At 70.9% G+C, this 18,027-nt stretch carries 17 protein-coding genes, 1 tRNA gene and 1 pseudogene; 11 read left to right on the top strand and 8 right to left on the bottom strand.

What is annotated here, in order from left to right:
- The first annotated feature begins 7 nt into the window (after nt 1-7).
- The 4 genes and pseudogenes from EW117_RS09265 to EW117_RS09250 form a co-directional block, all read left to right on the top strand.
- Nucleotides 8-1,855, top strand: a complete 1,848-nt coding sequence (locus tag EW117_RS09265) for a protein kinase domain-containing protein (RefSeq protein WP_129785974.1) — start codon at nt 8-10, stop codon at nt 1,853-1,855.
- Nucleotides 1,856-1,975: 120 nt separating this feature from the next.
- On the top strand, nt 1,976-2,824 hold the full coding sequence (locus EW117_RS09260; protein ID WP_129785972.1) for a DsbA family protein: 849 nt from the start codon (nt 1,976-1,978) through the stop codon (nt 2,822-2,824).
- A gap of 123 nt (nt 2,825-2,947) precedes the next feature.
- Nucleotides 2,948-3,023 (top strand) — tRNA-Thr (locus tag EW117_RS09255).
- Nucleotides 3,024-3,216: 193 nt separating this feature from the next.
- A pseudogene (locus EW117_RS09250) lies at nt 3,217-3,546 on the top strand (DUF4143 domain-containing protein); the annotation flags it as partial.
- A 32-nt stretch (nt 3,547-3,578) separates the two neighbouring features.
- Here the strand turns inward: EW117_RS09250 and EW117_RS09245 are convergent.
- The 3 genes from EW117_RS09245 to EW117_RS09235 all read right to left on the bottom strand — a co-directional run bounded on the left by EW117_RS09245 (nt 3,579) and on the right by EW117_RS09235 (nt 6,675).
- Nucleotides 3,579-4,127: a TetR/AcrR family transcriptional regulator gene (locus EW117_RS09245; protein WP_129785968.1), complete on the bottom strand. Its 549-nt coding sequence runs from the start codon at nt 4,125-4,127 to the stop codon at nt 3,579-3,581.
- Between the two features lie 27 nt (nt 4,128-4,154).
- Nucleotides 4,155-5,687 (bottom strand): MFS transporter, encoded by a 1,533-nt coding sequence (locus EW117_RS09240; RefSeq protein ID WP_129785966.1) that lies wholly within the window; start codon nt 5,685-5,687, stop codon nt 4,155-4,157.
- Nucleotides 5,688-5,820: 133 nt separating this feature from the next.
- Nucleotides 5,821-6,675, bottom strand: a complete 855-nt coding sequence (locus tag EW117_RS09235) for an SGNH/GDSL hydrolase family protein (protein ID WP_422890539.1) — start codon at nt 6,673-6,675, stop codon at nt 5,821-5,823.
- Nucleotides 6,676-6,829: 154 nt separating this feature from the next.
- Here EW117_RS09235 and EW117_RS09230 point away from each other — a divergent pair, with 154 nt between their 5' ends.
- From EW117_RS09230 to groL, 6 genes are all read left to right on the top strand, one after another.
- Nucleotides 6,830-7,492 carry a uracil-DNA glycosylase gene (locus tag EW117_RS09230; RefSeq protein WP_129786392.1) on the top strand — a complete coding sequence of 221 codons (663 nt, stop codon included), beginning with the start codon at nt 6,830-6,832 and terminating at the stop codon, nt 7,490-7,492.
- 103 nt (nt 7,493-7,595) lie between these two features.
- Nucleotides 7,596-7,904, top strand: coding sequence for a DUF3263 domain-containing protein (locus tag EW117_RS09225; RefSeq protein WP_129785964.1), 309 nt, complete (start codon nt 7,596-7,598; stop codon nt 7,902-7,904).
- A 42-nt stretch (nt 7,905-7,946) separates the two neighbouring features.
- Nucleotides 7,947-8,558 (top strand): LytR C-terminal domain-containing protein, encoded by a 612-nt coding sequence (locus EW117_RS09220; RefSeq protein ID WP_129785962.1) that lies wholly within the window; start codon nt 7,947-7,949, stop codon nt 8,556-8,558.
- Nucleotides 8,559-8,760: 202 nt separating this feature from the next.
- Complete coding sequence (locus EW117_RS09215; protein ID WP_129785960.1) at nt 8,761-8,964, top strand: cold-shock protein; 204 nt, start codon at nt 8,761-8,763, stop codon at nt 8,962-8,964.
- A gap of 275 nt (nt 8,965-9,239) precedes the next feature.
- Nucleotides 9,240-10,808, top strand: a complete 1,569-nt coding sequence (locus EW117_RS09210; RefSeq protein WP_129785958.1) for a phytoene desaturase family protein — start codon at nt 9,240-9,242, stop codon at nt 10,806-10,808.
- Nucleotides 10,809-11,016: 208 nt separating this feature from the next.
- Nucleotides 11,017-12,645: a chaperonin GroEL gene (gene groL, locus EW117_RS09205; protein WP_129785956.1), complete on the top strand. Its 1,629-nt coding sequence runs from the start codon at nt 11,017-11,019 to the stop codon at nt 12,643-12,645.
- Nucleotides 12,646-12,813: 168 nt separating this feature from the next.
- Here the strand turns inward: groL and EW117_RS09200 are convergent, their stop codons facing one another.
- From EW117_RS09200 to EW117_RS09185, 4 genes are all read right to left on the bottom strand, one after another.
- A complete protein-coding gene (locus EW117_RS09200; RefSeq protein ID WP_129785954.1) occupies nt 12,814-13,098 on the bottom strand; it encodes a WXG100 family type VII secretion target in 285 nt (94 codons plus the stop codon).
- 191 nt (nt 13,099-13,289) lie between these two features.
- Nucleotides 13,290-13,994: an HD domain-containing protein gene (locus tag EW117_RS09195; protein ID WP_129785952.1), complete on the bottom strand. Its 705-nt coding sequence runs from the start codon at nt 13,992-13,994 to the stop codon at nt 13,290-13,292.
- A 111-nt stretch (nt 13,995-14,105) separates the two neighbouring features.
- On the bottom strand, nt 14,106-15,599 hold the full coding sequence (locus EW117_RS09190) for a sensor histidine kinase (protein ID WP_242504187.1): 1,494 nt from the start codon (nt 15,597-15,599) through the stop codon (nt 14,106-14,108).
- Nucleotides 15,592-16,317 (bottom strand): response regulator transcription factor, encoded by a 726-nt coding sequence (locus EW117_RS09185; protein WP_129785947.1) that lies wholly within the window; start codon nt 16,315-16,317, stop codon nt 15,592-15,594. The genes EW117_RS09190 and EW117_RS09185 overlap by 8 nt, the downstream gene beginning before the upstream one ends.
- Nucleotides 16,318-16,422: 105 nt before the next feature.
- On the opposite strand from EW117_RS09185, the gene EW117_RS09180 reads away from it, so the two are divergent.
- On the top strand, nt 16,423-17,016 hold the full coding sequence (locus tag EW117_RS09180; protein ID WP_129785945.1) for an NYN domain-containing protein: 594 nt from the start codon (nt 16,423-16,425) through the stop codon (nt 17,014-17,016).
- A 90-nt stretch (nt 17,017-17,106) separates the two neighbouring features.
- On the opposite strand, the gene EW117_RS09175 is transcribed toward EW117_RS09180, so the two are convergent.
- Nucleotides 17,107-17,910, bottom strand: coding sequence for a carbonic anhydrase (locus EW117_RS09175; protein WP_129785943.1), 804 nt, complete (start codon nt 17,908-17,910; stop codon nt 17,107-17,109).
- Nucleotides 17,911-18,027 lie beyond the last annotated feature (117 nt).

Genomic DNA, 18,027 nt, shown 5'->3' with positions numbered 1-18,027 from the left:
GTGCCTTATGAAGGAGGTGGAGGCCTCGATCGCGCCCTCGAACGGCGGCCCCGCCACGGGCTCGAAGCTCGGCGGGTACACGGTCGTGCGTCAGATCGGGTCGGGCGCCATGGGCGCCGTCTACCGAGCGGAGGACGACGGCGGGCACGCCGTCGCGCTGAAGATGCTGCACCGCCACCTGGACGACCCCGCGGCCCGGGAGCGGCTGCGCCGCGAGGCCGCCGCGCTGCAGGGCCTGCGCCACCCGGCAGTGGCCCGCGTGCTCGACGCCGAGCTCGAGGGGCCCGACGCGTTCATCGTCACCGAGCTCGTCGAGGGCCCGACGCTCGAGGAGGAGATCGACGAGCGCGGACCGCTCGACCCCCGGGACCTCTTCGAGCTCGCCGACCAGCTCGCCGATGCGCTCGAGGCCGTGCACGGCACCGGCGTCGTGCACCGAGACCTCACCCCGTCGAACGTGCTCATCGCACGGACCGGGCCGGTGCTGATCGACTTCGGCCTCGCCCAGGGGCCGGGCGACGTACGGGCGACCCGGACCGGGTTCGTCATGGGCACCCCCGGCTACCTGGCGCCCGAGCTGCTCAACGGCGCGGAGCCCGGCCCGGACACCGACTGGTGGTCCTGGGCCGCCGTGCTCGCGTTCTCCGGCACCGGCCGCGCGCCGTTCGGCGTCCGCCCCACCGAGCTGGTGCTGCGCCGCTCCCGGCAGGGCCAGGCGGACCTCGACGGGCTGCCGCGCCGGGCCGAGCGCGCACTCGCCGCCGCGCTCCGGGCCGTTCCGGCCGAGCGCTGGGGCCCGAACGAGGTGGCCCGGGCGCTCAAGGCCGAGTCGGAGGCGTTCATCGCCGAGACGGCGGGCGAGGACGGTTCGACGACGGCAGTGCTCGACGCGTCCGATGCCCAAGGCGCCCCCACCGCCGAGACGCCGGCCGACCTCGGTTCGACCCGGGTCATGCCGCAGGGCCTGCTGCCGCACCGGCGGCCGCTCTCCGAGGCGGCCGGGGGAGCAGGCGTCGGCGCCGCCGCGGGAGCTGCAGCGGCCGCCGGTGCCAAGCGCCGGGCGAGCCGGGACGTCGGCGGGGTGACCGACCTGGCGGCTGCGTCCGCGGCGCCCGGGGGTGGCCAGGTCAAGGGCCGGTCGGTGACCGGTCGCGCGACGGGTGCGGCGCGCCCGGCTCCGCCGTCCGTCGACCCGGCCTTCGCGCCCCAGCCGGCCAATCCTGCGCGCGTCACCGGCTACCGGGGACTGTTCCTCGCGACCGGGCTCGCGCTCGTGGCGCTCGCCGCGACCCTGCCCGGCATCGCCGTAGCCGTGCTGGTCGCCCTGCTGATCGTGGCCCGCCTGGCGGGAATCGCCGTCGACGAGTTCCGCAGCCGCCGGGCGCGGCGCGGCCCGGGCCGCGCCGACGCGCTCGTGGCGACGCTGCTGTCCCCCTGGCACCTCGTGCGGGCCGTCTTCGGCGTGCTGCCCGCCGCGGCCGTCGGCGTCTGCGTGGGCGTCATCGTGGTGCTGCTGGGCCTGCTGGTGTTCGGCCCCGGCAACCTGATCATCGCCCCCATCGAGACCGTCGAGGCGCGGTCGGTGGGCGGCACGAACCGGCCGATCGTCGACAGCATGGTGCTGAGCGTGGCGATGCTCGTCACGGTGGTCGTGTCGTGGTGGGGGCCGGGGTCGTACGGCACGCGGGTCGGCGCCGGGCCGCTGCTGCGCCGGATCGCGCCCTCCCGGGCGGCGAAGGTGGTGGTCGGCCTGGTCGTCCTGGCACTCGCGGTGCTGGCCGCGGCGCCGCTGTTCGACGGCACGGTGGACATCCTGTGGTGGCCCCTGGGGGGCCGGCCCGAGATCGGGTGGTGACCCAAGGTTCGGTGTCCGGATCGTGCCGAAACATTCAGCCGACTTCCAGCGAGCGCTTGTAGGCTGGGAGCGGGCGCCTGAGGCGCCTCGCCCCATTGGCCCGCATCTCGAAGGACCCCGATGTCGACGAATCAGACCAAGGCGCAGCGGCGAGACGCCGCCCGCGCCGAGGCCCTTGCACTCCAGAAGAAGCAGCAGGCGCGCGAGAAGCGCAGCCGTCTGATCGTGCTGAGCGCGCTCGGGCTGGGACTCATCATCCTGATCGTCGCGGTCGTGATGATCTTCATGGAGGGTCAGAAGACCGCCATGGAGAAGGTCGAAAACATCCCGGCCGGCGTGGTCGAGGACACCGGGATCCCGGTGGGGGCCGACGGCGTCGCGGGCACCGAGAACGAGGGCGCCAAGACGCTCGATGTCTACGTCGACTACATGTGCCCCGTCTGCGGCCAGTTCGAACAGATCAACGGTGCCAGCATCGCCGAGATGCGCGAGGCCGGCGACGTGACGCTCGTGGTGCACCCGGTCGCGATCCTGGACCGTACGTCCCAGGGCACCGAGTACTCGACGCGTGCCGCGTCGGCCGCCGCCTGGGTCGCTGACCGGGCGCCTGCGCAGTTCTCCGCGTTCCACGACGCGATGTTCGCGAGCCAGCCGGAGGAGCAGACGCCCGGTCTGTCCGACGAGCAGATCGCGCAGGTCGCCGAACAGGCTGGCGTGTCGGCCGAGGAAGCGGCGGGCATCGCCGACGGCACAGCGCACGAGACCTACGAGGAGTGGGTGACGGCCTCCACCGAAGCTGCCGGTTCGGACCCCGACGTCGTGAACCCTCAGACGGGCGGCATGGGTACCCCCACCGTGCTCATCGACGGCGAGCGGTTCGATGGCTGGCAGACTCCGGGCGCGCTGGCCGGGGCGATCACGGGCGAGGCGGCGCCGTCGTCGGAGCCTTCCGCGGAGCCGTCCGAGTAGTACCTGGCTTTACGCTGGCGGGGTCTCGGGCTGCGGCCCGGGGCCCCGCTGGTCTGCGCCCGGACGACTTGTGGTTCTCGACTCGGATTCTGGTGGCGGCAACCGTTAGGCTGTTCCCCGCCAGCCGCCTTAGCTCAGCTGGTAGAGCTCCCGCCTTGTAAGCGGAAGGTCGTCGGTTCGAACCCGACAGGCGGCTCCACGCATGACAGCAGGCCAGCACCGTTACGTGCTGGCCTGCTGTCGTTTCGCCTCGATGCGGGAGGCATGCTGACCAGCACAGATGGTTTCTGGTCTACCGATCGCACGGCTTCTAGTCTTCCAATCGCACGACCGCGTAGTCCCGGTCGGCAGGGCTTGGTGACGACGACGCAGGACTCCGAGGTCTCAGGGACGGGCCGATGTTCGGGGCGCTCTTCGAGTCTCTTGTGACGCTCAGCATCCGAACCTATGCAGATGTGCTCGGCCTTGAAACTGGTCACCTGCGTACACACCGGGGTGATCGCGAGGTCGATCTGGTCCCGCACTCCGGTGACGGGCGCGCTATCGCTGTGGAGGTCAAGCTGGCCGCAGCGGCTGACGACAGGGATGCGCGCCATCTCAACTGGCTGCACGAACAACTTGGCGACCGTCTTGTCGACCGCATCGTCGTCACGACCGGAGAGCGTGCCTACCGTCGGCCTGACGGCGTTGCGGTCGTGCCGCTTGCACTGCTCGGTCCTTGATGTCGGTTCCAGGTCGGGTGAGCCGACGGCAGTCAGCTGCCATCTGAAATACCCACTGCCCGCACCAGATGGTCCGCGACGGCGCGCCGTTGCGCCTCCGGCATCGCGCGGTAGGCGAGCGCTTCGAACATCCACAGCCCGTCGGCGGCGAGCCGGGCGACCAGCCGGGTCATGGACGCGGCGTCCTTCTCGGCGTCCTCGGGAAGGGGCGCCCAGCGCTCCAGGACGGCGCTCCAGGGCGCGGCCCACTCGGAACGGTTGGCGGCCTCGAGCATGAGCTGCAGCTCGGCGCGGGTCGCGGACCGGGCGCTCACGCGGATGTAGGCGGCCAGCCGGTCGTCGGCGCCCAGCTCGTCGAGGGGCCGCCCGGCGTCGGCCAGGAGCGTGGCCTCCCACTGGGCGGCCAGGTGCTGGTGGAGCGCGGCCAGCAGGTCCTCCCGGGACGGGAAGTGGTACATGATCCCGCCGCGGGTCAGCTCGGCCTCGGCCGCGACGGAGTCGAAGGTGACGGCGGTGACGCCCTCGCGCTGCACGACGCGCACGGCGGCGTCGAGGATTCGGTTGCGGTTGCTCGGTCGCACGTGGCCTCCAGCGGATCGGGGGTCGGTTCAGTGGCCGGAGCCGTAGGCGGAGGACGCCGACCCGGGCCCGTAGCGGCGGAGCAGCACGGTCGTGACGACAGCGCCGACGGCCAGCACCCCGACGCAGACGACCATGACCGCCGAGTAGCTGTTCCCGAACGCGCGGTACGCGGCGTCGAGGACCTCCGGGCCGGTGCCCGGTGCGGTGAGGGCGTCGGTCATGGACCGGCCGGCCTCGGCGGGAGCCCCCTCGGGCAGCCGGATCGTCATCGTGTAGACCGTGGTCAGCAGCGAGCCGAGCAGCGCGACGGCCGCCAGGCTGCCGAACTCGTAGGAGACCTCCTCGACGGAGGAAGCCATGCCCGCCCGGCGGGCGGGCACGTTCCCGATGATCGCCGTCGAGGCCACGGACATCGCCGCGCCCAGGCCCAGGCCCGTGACGAGCAGCCCGCCGAGCAGCCAGCCCATCCCGTGGGGGACGGCGAGCAGGGTCCAGGCGACGCCGACGGCCCCGACGCCGAGGCCGCCTCCGATCAGGACCCGCAGGCCCACGACATGGAGGAACGCCCCGCCCAGGATCGACGACGGCAGCGAGCCGACCGCGATGGCTGCCACCAGCAGCCCCGACTCGAGCGGCGAGAAGCCGGCCACGAGCTGGAACCGCTGGGTGGTGGCCAGCTGCAGGCCGCCCATGGCGAACATCGCGACGGCGGCCGCGAGCACCCCGGAGGCGAACGCCGCGTTGCGGAAGATCGACAGGTCCAGCAGAGGGAAGGGCAGACGCCGCTGACGGCGGACGAAGACCCACCACCCGACCACGGTGGCCAGCGTCGCGCCGAGGAGCACCGCATCGGAGCGTTCGACCTTGGCGACCTCCTTGATCAGGACCACCAGGCCGACCAGGGTGACCAGCGCCTGCACGGACGAGGTGAAGTCCCACCGGGCGGTGGGGTGGGGGTCGTTCCTCGGGGCGACGGCGACCCCGAGGATCACAGCCAGGAGCACCACCGGCACGTTGATCAGGAAGATCGAGCCCCAGGCGAACTGCTCCAGCAGTGCGCCGCCGACGATCGGCCCGAGCGCGCCGCCGACCACCGACAGGCTGCCCCACACGCTGATGGCGATGTTGCGCTCGCGCTCGTCCGTGAACGTCACGCGGATCAGCGCCAGGGTGGCCGGCATCATCGCCGCGGCGCCCACGGCCAGCAGGCCGCGTGCCGCGATCAGTACCTCGGGTGTGGGCGCGGTCGCGGCCAGGAGCGAGGCCAGCCCGAACACCACGAGACCCGCCAGGAACATGAGCCGGTGCCCGAACCGGTCGCCCAGCGTGCCCGAGCCGAGCAGCAGCCCTGTCATCACGAGCGGGTAGGCGTTGATGATCCACAGGCTCTCGGTCCAGCTCGCGTCGAGCTCCCGCGTGAGGGTGGGCAGCGCGGTATAGAGGATCGAGTTGTCCAGGGTGATCAGCAGCAGGCCGGCGCCTACGGTCACCAGGAGCGTCCAGCGCCGTCGGGCGCTGAGGTGGGACGTGCCCGCAGCCAGCGGAGGGCTCATCGTCATGGGCTTAACTGTACCATCTAGAAGGTTAAGTTACGCGGCGAACGCTAGGTTCCTGAGACGCCAGAGGCTCCCCGGCGCGAGCACCGGGGAGCCTCTGGGATTCACCCGCCGAAGTCTACGGCGGGACGGGCGGTCACGCCCGGGGCCACGCCTGCGGTGTCGGCCATTTGGCAGAGCGGCCGTCACCGCTGGAGGTGCCCGTCAGCCGGCGCTTGACCCATGGGCCCACGTGCTGGCGCATCCAGGCCGCGTTGGCGCGGGCAGCGTCGCGGAAGGCCGCGGGCGGGGCGGCGTCGAGCGGGGTGTCGTACGCGGCGTCGTCCGGGTCGAGGCCGAGGGCCACCAGGGCGGCGTTCGCCACCCGCTGGTGCCCCTCGGGGGTGAGGTGGATGCGGTCGTCGGACCAGAGGCGGAGGTCGGCGAGGGACCGCATGCCCCACAGGTCCAGGACGTGCGCGCCGTGCCGGCGGGCGATGGACCAGACGTTCGCGTTGAAGATGCCCACCCGGCCGTTGGTCCAGCTCAGGGCGGCGCCCGCCTTGAAGCCGGTGCCCATCAGGACGTCGGCGCCGGTGGCGCGGAGCGCGGCGACGGCGTCCTCCAGCGCACCCGAGATCGCCTCGATGTCGGCGGACGCGCGCAAGATGTCGTTGCCGCCACCGACCAGCGAGACGAGGTCCGGCTGGGCGTCGATCGTGACGTCCAGCTGCTCGTCGATGATCGGGCGCAGCTTGCGGCCGCGGATCGCGAGGTTCGCGTACTCGAGCGGCTCGTCGCCGGCCGCGATGCGGCGTGCCGAGAGCGCGGCGGCGAGATTGTCGGCCCAGCCGCGCTGGACGTCCGGGGCGTCGGGGTACGGGTCCCACAGGCCCTCCGAGAAGGAGTCGCCCATGGCGATGTACCGCGCCCAGCGGACCGGGTTCGTCGCAGGGAGGTCGGTGGTGGGGCCTTCCGGGTCTGGGGTTGTCGTGGCGCTCACGGCGCTCATTCTCCCGCTTGCACTGGACGGCTCGCTGGGCGGAGGGTGTGACGGGCAGCACAAACTGGCGCTGTCAGTGGGTGCCGGTAACCTCCTGGACGTGGAGACCACCGTGAACCCGACACCCCCTGTCGACACCACCCCCGCGTCCGGCCCGCCGCCGTTGTCCCAGGTCATCGCACCTGACTGGGCCGAGGCGCTCGCCGACGTCGAGCCGCGCATCCACGCGATGGGTGATTTCCTCCGGTCGGAGGTCGCCGCGGGGCGCACCTACGTACCCGCGGGCGAGAACGTGCTCGCCGCGTTCAAGCGACCGCTCGCGGATGTCCGGGTGCTCATCGTGGGCCAGGACCCGTATCCGACGCCGGGCCACGCCATGGGTCTGTCCTTCTCCGTCCAGCCGGACGTGCGCCCCGTGCCGCGGTCGCTGGCCAACATCTACCAGGAGATGCAGGACGACCTCGGTGTCCCGCTCCCCTCGAACGGCGACCTGCGTCCCTGGGCCGACCAGGGGGTCATGCTGCTGAACAGGACGCTCACCTGCCGTCCCGGCTCCTCCGACTCCCATGCGGGCAAGGGCTGGGAAGAGGTCACCGAGGCGGCCATCCGTGCGCTGGTGGCGCGGGGCGGGCCGCTCGTGGCGATCCTGTGGGGCGCGAAGGCGCGCAACCTGAAGCCATGGCTGGGCGACGTGCCGATCGTGGAGAGCGCGCACCCGTCACCCCTGTCAGCACGCAATGGATTCTTCGGCTCGCGACCCTTCTCCCGGGCGAACGCGCTGCTGGAGCAGCAGGGTGCGCAGCCGGTCGACTGGCGCCTTCCGTAGGGGGTCCGCGAGCTTTCAGACGGCGCGGGGCGGGTCGACGTGTTGACACTGTGAAAGGGCAAGGGTGAATGAGCGCCAGGCATTACGGGCATACGGTGACCAGATGAGCGAGATGCTGGTTTCCGGCGCCGATACCCCGGTCGTCGCGAGGGCCGAGAGCAAGCTCTCCGACCGAGACCGCGAGATTCTCGCGTTCGAGCGCAGGTGGTGGAAGTACGCGGGCGCCAAGGAGGAAGCAGCCCGCGAGCTGTTCGATCTCACGGCCACGCGTTATTACCAGGTTTTGAACACGCTGATCGACTCTCCAGCGGCCCTCGAGCACGACCCGGCGCTGGTCAAACGGCTGCGCAGGGTCCGGTCGACCCGCCAGCGAGCGCGTTCCACACGCCGGCTGGCGGATGAGAACCACTGAGCGGGCACCGATCCGTCACAACGACCCGCTACTCTCTCTGCCGTGACGAAGAGTGGCTACCCCTACCCGCCCGACGAGTTCGACGTCGCTGTCCCCGGGGGCGCACCAGTGGGTGTGCACCGTGCGCCGCGAAGCGGTTGGAGCTCGGCCTGGCCGTTCCTGTTGGTCGCCGTAGTGTGCGCCGCCGTGGCGTGGGGCGGCATCACGCTGCTGTCCGGGGGTGACGATCCGGCAGAGGCGTCGGGTAACGGTTCACCGTCGGCCTCCGCCTCGGCGCCCGCGGCGTCGCCGAGTACTTCCCCCAGTCCGGAGGCGTCCCCCTCCAGCTCGCCGTCGACGCCGACGGGAGTGACGGGTGATCCGACCGCGGCCGACCTGACCGCGGGGGTTCAGGTCCTGAACTCGGGTGGCCCGACGGGCTCTGCGAAGAGCACGGCCGAGACGATAGTCGCTGCCGGTTTCGACGTGAACAACGTGGTCGCCGAGGACGACACCGCGGGCCTGGGCGACGGTTACACCGAGACCACGGTGCTGTATGGCGAGAACAGGGCGGACACCGCTGCGGCTGTCGCCCAGGCGATCGGCGCGACCACTGCCATCGAGTCGGCGGACGTCACGGCGTCGGCATACGCGGTCATCGTGCTCATCAAGTAGCTGGAAACAGCCTTACCTCCCGTACCACTAGGTTGATATTCGCCTGCCCGGACCCCTTGGCAGCGCTCTGACCTGCACGTTCGCCGACCGCTTAATGCCCCATACCGGACATAGAGGCTTCCCTGGTGTGAGCCGGACCACTAGGCTCGAACCACCACGGGTCGACCGAGTGTCCCGTGCAGAGGTACAAGGAGAACTACGCATGGCCCAGGGCACCGTCAAGTGGTTCAACGCCGAGAAGGGGTATGGCTTTATTACCCCGACTTCCGGCGGCCAGGACCTTTTTGTTCACTACAGTGCGATCCAGACCGACGGGTACCGGTCCCTCGACGAGGGTCAGGAAGTCGAATACGAGGTGGGGCAGGGACAGAAGGGTCCGCAGGCAGAGCAGGTTCGTCCACTCTGATTCGATGGGACGACGGGCGGGAAGGGCCCGCCCGTCGCCCGCCGCCCCCCACAGGACTGCCGGGACCCAGACCCCGGCGTCCGATCTGGAAGGTCGACGACGACCGCTGTCGCACCGTGTCGGACGATGATGCCCGACGCCGCCGAGCAGCCGCCTCGTACCGCGGCTGCTCGTTCTGGTCTCTGGCCTGACGACCCCCCGCCGTCGGCCGTGTGACCCACGACCGTGTCAGACCCACGACCGCGCTTGACGCACGACCGTGATTCGATGGGGGAATGACCCTGCTCGACGCGGTGGTGGTGGGCTCCGGGCCGAACGGCCTGGCGGCCGCGGTCACGCTCGCGCGCGCGGGGCTAGGGGTCCACGTCCTCGAGGCCCAGCCCACGATCGGTGGTGGCGCGCGCACCGTCGCGATCCCCGAGCTCGCGGGCGACATGCTCTTCGACCTCTGCTCCGCCGTGCACCCCATGGCCTGGGCGTCGCCGTTCTTCCGGGCCTTCGACCTCTCCGCGCACGGCGTCGAGCTCGTCGGGCCGGAGATCGCCTACGCCCAGCCGCTCGACGGCGACCGCGCGGGCCTCGCCTTCCGCGACCTGGCCCGGACCGCGGACCGCCTTGGGCCCGACGGCGCCGCCTGGCGCGACCTGTTCGGCCCGCTGTCCGCGGACTGGCGCGCCGTCACGGCCCTGGCCATGGGCGACAAGCGGACCCTCCGCGGCATGCTGGAAGGTATGCCGCACGAGTCGGCGTCGAACGCGGGTCTGGTCGCGGAATCGGGCCGCGTGTCGCTACCGAAGCGGCGTTCGAGGGCGGGGAACCTCGTCCGGGCCGTTCGACCCGGGCTCCGGTTCGGGGCCGCCCTGCTCGAGCAAGGGGGTACGCGCTGGGACCGGCGGTTCCTCACCGATGAAGCAAAAGCGCTGTTCACCGGTGTTGCGGCGCACAACATCACGCCGCTTCCGTCGCTCGCGGGAGCGGGCACGGCACTCCTCCTCGCGGCGCTCGCGCACGCCGACGGCGGCTGGGCCATCCCCGTCGGCGGTTCCCAGGCCATCATCAACGCCATGGTCCGCGACCTGGAGGCGCACGGCGGCACCGTCGAGGCCGGCCGCAGGGTCGAGAGCTGGTCGGACCTCCCGCCCGCCCGCGCCGTCCTCTTCGACACCACGCCCAGCACGCTGCTCCGGATAGCAGGGGAGCGGGTCGGGCCGGTGCGCCGCGCGGCCCTGAGGCGGTTCAAGCACGGGAACGCGGCGGCCAAGGTCGACTTCGTGCTCTCGGGTCCGGTGCCGTGGCGGGTGGCCGACGTCGGACGCGCCTCGACGGTTCACGTCGGCGGGACGCGCGCCGAGATGGTGATCGCCGAGGACACCGTCGCGCACGGGCTGCACGCCGACCGGCCGGTCGTCCTGGTCAGCGACCCGACAGTCGCGGACCCGAGCCGGCTGCGGGGATCGAAGCGTCCGCTGTGGGCTTACGCACACGTCCCGGCCGGCTCGACCCAGGACGTCACCGAGGCGGTCACCCGGCAGATCGAACGGTTCGCGCCGGGCTTCCGCGACGTCGTCGTGGGCTCGCGGTGCATCCCCGCCGCGCAGATGGAGCGGCACAACCAGAACTATCCAGGGGGCGACATCTCGTCGGGTGCGGCGACCATGTGGCAGATGGTCGCGCGGCCTACGCTCGCGCCCGACCCGTACCAGGTCGCCGAGGGCGTGTACCTCTGCTCGGCCTCCACCCCGCCCGGTCCGGGCGTGCACGGGATGGGCGGCTGGCACGCCGCCCGCCGGGCACTGCTGCGGGAGTTCGACGTGCGACACACGCCCGGCCTGGCACCGGGGTAGGCCGGCGTCTCGTTTCGCCGGCGGTGTACGCGCCTTGCACTCTCAAGGTCCGAGTGCCAATAATGTCTTAGCACTCTCCGTTCGAGAGTGACAGCAGGGTCGAATGGTGAGGCCTCCTGTCGCGGCGAGACATGATCGTCGAGGCGGAGGCCGTCCGTCGCGGGCACCGGCCGGCCTGGACAACGCCACCAGCGGAGGATTCATCCCCATGGCCAAGATCATCGCTTTCGACGAGGAAGCTCGTCGGAGCATGGAGCGCGGGCTCAACCAGCTCGCCGACACGGTGAAGGTCACGCTCGGCCCCAAGGGCCGCAACGTCGTTCTGGACAAGAAGTGGGGCGCCCCCACGATCACGAACGACGGCGTCTCCATTGCCAAGGAGATCGAGCTCGACGACCCGTACGAGAAGATCGGTGCGGAGCTCGTCAAGGAGGTCGCCAAGAAGACTGACGACGTCGCGGGTGACGGCACCACCACCGCCACCGTGCTCGCCCAGGCGCTCGTGAAGGAGGGCCTGCGCGTCGTTGCCGCCGGTGCCAACCCGATCGCCGTCAAGCGCGGCATCGAGAAGGCCGTCGAGGCGGTCACCGAGCAGCTGCTCAACGCCGCCAAGGAGATCGAGACCAAGGAAGAGATCGCTGCCACGGCCGCCATCTCGGCCGGTGACCCGGCGATCGGCGAGCTCATCGCCGAGGCTCTCGACAAGGTCGGCAAGGAAGGCGTCATCACCGTCGAGGAGTCGAACACCTTCGGGCTCGAGCTCGAGCTCACCGAGGGTATGCGCTTCGACAAGGGCTTCCTCGCCCGCTACTTCGAGACGGACCCCGAGCGCCAGGAGGCCGTGCTCGAGGACCCGTACGTCCTGATCGTCGAGTCGAAGATCTCGAACGTCAAGGACATGCTGCCGCTGCTCGACCAGGTCATGAAGTCGGGCAAGTCGCTCCTCATCATCGCCGAGGACGTCGAGGGCGAAGCCCTGGCGACCCTGGTGCTGAACAAGATCCGTGGCACCTTCAAGTCCGTCGCCGTCAAGGCCCCGGGCTTCGGCGACCGCCGCAAGGCCATGCTGCAGGACATCGCGATCCTCACCGGCGGCCAGGTCATCACCGAGACGGTGGGCCTCAAGCTGGAGAACGCGACGCTCGAGGAGCTGGGCCAGGCGCGCAAGGTCGTCGTCACCAAGGACGAGACCACCATCGTCGAGGGTGCCGGCGACGCCGACCTCATCGCGGGACGCGTGAACCAGATCCGCAGCGAGATCGACAAGTCGGACTCCGACTACGACCGCGAGAAGCTCCAGGAGCGCCTCGCCAAGCTGGCCGGCGGCGTGGCCGTCATCAAGGCCGGTGCGGCCACCGAGGTGGAGCTCAAGGAGCGCAAGCACCGCATCGAGGACGCCGTTCGCAACGCGAAGGCTGCCGTCGAGGAGGGCATCGTCGCCGGTGGTGGCGTGGCCCTCATCCAGGCCGGTGCCGTCGCGTTCCCGAAGCTGGAGCTCGAGGGTGACGAGGCGATCGGCGCCTCGATCGTGCGTGCCGCGATCGACGCCCCGCTCAAGCAGATCGCCATCAACGCCGGCCTCGAGGGCGGCGTCGTGGCGGAGAAGGTGCGCAACCTCCCCTCCGGTCAGGGCCTGAACGCCGCGACCGGTGTGTACGAGGACCTGCTCGCCGCCGGCGTGAACGACCCGGTCAAGGTGACCCGTTCCGCGCTGCAGAACGCCGCGTCGATCGCCGCGCTGTTCCTCACCACCGAGGCCGTCGTCGCCGACAAGCCGGAGCCCGCTGGCGCCCCGGCCGGCGACCCGTCCGGTGGCATGGGCGGCATGGACTTCTGAGTCCGGCCTGACCCGCCCGGGCTCCGTCCCGAGCACTCTGTCCGACGCCGGTCGGTCACCTTCCGTACGGAGGGCGACCGGCCGGCGTCGGCCATTTTGTTGTGAGCGTGATAAATGCGCCTTCCCGTCCGTTATAGGCGCAACGATCCCGCCCACAACCCTCGAGGGTCAGGCGAACATTCGGGTGGCCGCTGCCTCGGCCTCCGCGTAAGTGCGGGCCGTGGCCGCCAGGGCGGCCTGGATCGTGTCCAGCGCGCCCTCGACCTGGGCCTGCGCGCCGCGCCACTGCGCGACGGTGCCGCCGAACGCCGCGGCGGCGGGCCCTTGCCACGTCGCCTGCAGCGCATCGAGGTTGCGCATGAGCGCCCCCACCTCCGTGCGTACCGTCGCCACCGAGCCCGCCACCGCCGCGCTCGCCTGCTCCACCTGGTCGCTGTCGACCTCGAACCGCATGGGTCATCACCTCCTGTGCGCCGGCCCGTCCGGCGTCGTCCCCCCGACCGTAGGCGGGCGCGGCCCGACGGCGGGGTAAGCCGGGGGCGCACTGTGCACGGACGCGCGAGAGCCAGGGGTGTGGTCGCGCTCGAACCGGTGGGGGACCGTGCGGAGGGGCCGGCTCAGGCGGAGCCGAGCTTCTCGGAAAGTCAGGCCGACTCGAGCTTCGCCTGCTCCTTGCGCAGCCGGTGCAGCTCCATGTCGAGGTTCTGCCGCGCGGGCTCCTCCCACGCGGTGCCCATGGGGCTGAGGAACAGCGACTTGCGCGCGAGGAGCCGTTCGATGACCCGGATCCGAGCCTTGAGGTACACATCCGTCGGGATGTGCCCGTACTCGGCGCGGATCGCCGACTTGTACTCCTTGTAGCGCTGTGGCTCGGCGGCGAGCATCGCCAGGTCGGCGTCGTTCAGCACGGCCGCGTCGAAGTCCGCGGGGTCCGGCGCGTGCCGCACTATGGCGTTGACCAGGTGGGCGACCCGGGCCGCCGCACGCTCGGACACCCCGAGACCGACCAGCTCGTCGTGGGCCAGGGTCGCGGAGGCGGTGGTCTGCTCGCCGCCCTGCGAGGCCTCCGCCACCTTCTTCTCGGCGCTGAACACCGCGCCGTGGTACCAGGCCGCGAGACGCACCAGGTCGGGCTCGTGCGTCTCCTCGGCCAGCTGGTCCACGCGATGCAGGACGGCGGCGAGGTGGCGCAGGTTGTGAAAGTGCCGGTTCGCGTCGGACCAGCGGTCGAGGAGACCCTGACCGACTTCCTCGATCGCCTCGGTATCCGCCGTGGCTCCCGCGCCCACCGCACTGCGGACGAAAGAACTCAGGAACCACTGCGGCGCGTCAGACGTCAGCACGCCCATGTGAATTCTGCCTAACGGTTGAGGTCGGTCACTGCGCAGCCAGCCTATTACCGAATGCGTCAGCGGCGGCTACCACCGTCTTGGATGCTGGTCATCGCCCGTGTCAGACGCTCAGGACACCGGGGTGGCCTCAGGGTCTGACACGTCGGGGGTGTCGCCGGTCGGGAGCGTGACCCGGACGGTGAGGCCGCCGCCCTCGGTGTCCGCGACCTCGACATGGCCGCCGTGGGTGCCGACGATCGCCGCGACGATCGCCATCCCGAGGCCCGAGCCGCCGGACTCGCGCGTGCGGGACGAGTCGGCGCGGTAGAACCGCTCGAAGATCCGCCGGCCCTGCTCCTCGGTGAGGCCGGGGCCGTGGTCGCGCACCTCCAGCACGGCGACGCCGTCGTCCGGCCGCAGGCCGAGCGCGATCTCGGCGGGCGTGCCCGCGGGCGTGTGCCGCGCGACGTTGCCGATGAGGTTGGTGACGACCTGGCGCAGGCGGTCGCCGTCGCCTTCGACGACCAGCTTGTCGGGGACCTGTCCCGCGGTGTCGAGCGGCACCACTGCCACGTCACGGGTCGGGTCCAGCGCATGCAGGTCCTGGACGGAGTCGCGCGCGAGCGCGACGAGATCGACGTCCTCCCGGGCGACGGGCCGGCCCTCGTCGAGCCGGGCGAGCACCAGCAGGTCGTTGACGAGCGTGCCCATGCGGCGCGCGGCGTCCTCGATGCGGACCATCGTGTCGTCGATCTTGTCCGTGGTGTCCAGCGCACCCATCCGGTACAGCTCGCCGTACCCGCGGATGGTCGCGACCGGCGTGCGAAGCTCGTGCGAGGCGTCCGAGACGAACTGCCGCATCCGGACCTCGGAGGCCTCCTGCGCCGCGAAGGCGCGCTCGATCTGCGTCATCATCGCGTTGAGCGACAGTGCGAGCGAGCCCATCTCCGTGCTCGGCGGGGCCCCGGGAACACGCAGCGTGAGGTCGCCGGCCGCGATCTTCGCGGCTGTGTGCTCCACGGACCGCAGCGACCGTAGCGACCGCTCGACCAGGACCCAGGCCGTGAGCCCGCCCAGCAGCACGATACCCAGGCTCGACATGATCAGGGTGCGGGTCAGGGTCGAGACCGTCTTGTCCATGCCGACCAGCGGCAGAGCCACGTAGACGACAGCTCGCTCGCCCGTCGGGTACTGCGCGGCCAGGGTGATGACGCGCCAGCTCTCGGTGCCCGCTCCGCTGTTCGTCCCGGGCGTCGTGAACGGCTCGCCGCGGCTCTCCGCCGCCTCCTCGTAGGTGACCTCCGGCAGCTCAGGCGTGCCGAACCGCGCGATCGCCGAGCGCCCGAGGGTGCTGGCCTCGCCCTCCTCGGGCACGATCCGGACGTAGTAGTTGCTGGGCAGCCCTTGCGCGGGCGGCGTCTGAAGGGACGTGAGGATCTCGTACGGGTTGAGGGCTGCGGTGTGCAGCTCCTCGTCCACCTGCCCGACGAGGAAGCTCGACACCACCGTCGTCGTCGCGACCCCCGCGATGCCCAGGCCCGCCGCGAGCAGCAGCGAGATGATCGCGACGAGCCGCGCGCGCAGCGGGATGCCGGAGAGGCGCTCCTTGGTCCCCTCAAGCACGGGCGTGCTGCGGGGCGCGCAGCAGATACCCCACGCCGCGCTTGGTGTGGATCAGGGGCGGCAGGGGCTCGCCGTCGACCTCGAGCGTGTCGATCTTGCGCCGCAGATAGGAGATGTAGGACTCGACGATGTTCGCGTCGCCGCCCCAGTCGTACTGCCACACGTGGTCGAGGATCTGCGCCTTGGACAGCACGCGGCCGGAGTTGAGCATGAGGTAGCGCAGCAGCTTGAACTCGGTGGGGGAGAGGTCCACCTCGACGCCGGCGCGGCGCACCTCGTGCGAGTCCTCGTCCATCTCCAGGTCGCCCACGTGCAGCACCGCCTCCTCCTCCGGCGCGGGCACACCCGTGCGGCGCAGCACCGCGCGGATCCGGGCCACGACCTCCTCGAGGCTGAACGGCTTGGTCACGTAGTCGTCGCCGCCGACGGTGAGGCCCTGCACCTTGTCCTGTGTGTCGTCCTTCGCGGTGAGGAAGACGACCGGGGTGTGCCGGCCGGTCGCGCGCATGCGGCGGGTCACGGTGAAGCCGTCCATGTCGGGAAGCATCACGTCGAGCACCACGAGGTCCGGCTCGACGTCCCGGACCAGCTGGAGAGCGCCGTTGCCGTCCGCGGCCGCATGTACCTCGAAACCCGCGAAGCGCAGGGAGGTGGACAGGAGCTCACGGATGTTCGGTTCGTCGTCGACGACGACGAGACGCGCCTCAGGAGTAGCCATGTTTCCAGTGTGCGGCCGGTTCCTGGACGATGCCTGAGATTCGCCAGGGAAATTGCCCCAGCCGTGTCCGGGCCTGCGACCTGGCACGCGGCTAGGCTGTGTCGCATGTCAGCACCGTTCCCGCAGGTTCCAGGGCAGACGCCCCGGCGTACGTATCTCATCGTCGACGGTGAGAACATCGACGCCACGCTCGGCATGAACGTGCTGAACCGCCGTCCCGCGCCCGAGGAGCGGCCCCGCTGGGACCGCATCTCCGCGTTCGCGGAGAAGGTGTGGTCGCAGGACGTCGTGCCGCTCTTCTTCCTGAACGCGACGTCCGGCCAGATGCCGATGCCGTTCGTGCAGGCGCTGCTCGCCATGGGCTACAAGCCCATCCCGCTGGCGGCGCAGGGTACGGAGAAGGTCGTCGACGTCGGCATCCAGCGCACCCTCGACGCGCTGATGGACCGCCCCGGCGACGTGCTGCTCGCGAGCCACGACGGCGACTTCCTGCCGCAGATCGAGGCGCTGCTCGAGGACGACGACCGGCGCGTGGGTCTGCTGGGGTTCCGAGAGTTCGTCAACGCCCGGTTCACCGAGCTGGAGCAGCACGGCCTGGTGATGTACGACCTGGAGGCTGACGCGGACGCCTTCACGACGATGCTGCCGCGCGTCCGGATCATCCCGATCGAAGAGTTCGACCCGCTCCGCTACCTGTAGCAGCCCGGGCAGGTCCCTTGGTTGTGGGCGTGATCGTTGCGCCTAAAACGGGCGCATAGTCGCAACGATCACGCCCACAACCAAGTGATCTCAGTCCTGGTTGACCGTGATCGTGCCCTCGTAGGCCACGCGGTCGCCCTGCGGCTGGATCGGGCGGGCGTTGTCCTCGTAGGCACCCTTGAGGACGGCGATCTGCTCCGCCGACAGCTCTATGGGCTCGTGGTAGATGACCCAGTCGACGCCCTCGGTGCAGGGCGGGGTCGTGAGGCTGCCCGCGTACTCCTCGAACGTCGGGTCGGTCGGCAGCATCGCGGCGACGTCGATCGGCAGCTCGTCCGAGCCCGGCTCGGCCGCGCCGTCGACGAACGGCTGCCAGGCCTCGTTCTCGGCGTCGCCCTCCTGGGCGAGCACGCCCAGGACGAGCACCTTGCCGCTCTCGGTGGTGTGGACGAAGTGGAACTCTGCGTCCAGCGCCTTGCCCTCGACGGTGTGCTCCGACGGCATGTGGAAGTGCACCTGGGCGAGGTCGAACTCGTTGCCCTTCCACTCGATCTCGGACGCGTCTCCGTCGGGCACGAGCTGGATGGTGTGACCGGTGTCGACCGACTCACCGACGGTGGGCGACGACGTGATCTTGGGGTGCCCCTTCACCTTCTCGGCGGCGTGGTCGGGCAGGTCGATGGGCGACTGCGCGTCACCCGTCTCGCACGCGGCGAAGTCCTTGGCGAGCGCGCCCCACTCGTCGGGGCCCTCCTCGCCGTCGTAGGACCAGTGCACCTCGCCCTCCGCGGCGGGCGGCGGAGCGGACGACGCCGCGTCGTCGGGCGAGCCCGACGCACACGAGGCGAGCAGCGGGGCGAGGAGCAGGACGACGGGCAGTGCGAACTTCTTCATGGTGGCTACCTCTCGTGGGGAGCATCCGGCTCCCCTTAGGTGAAATGACCGGCATGTCAAAGTACTCCCGATTCGCCGGTCTCCCGATGCCACCTGACTGTGATGTGCGACCCCTAT

The sequence above is a fragment of the Promicromonospora panici genome, from assembly GCF_900608595.1.
Classification (GTDB): domain Bacteria; phylum Actinomycetota; class Actinomycetes; order Actinomycetales; family Cellulomonadaceae; genus Promicromonospora; species Promicromonospora panici.
This window is presented reverse-complemented; position numbering and strand designations above follow the sequence as displayed.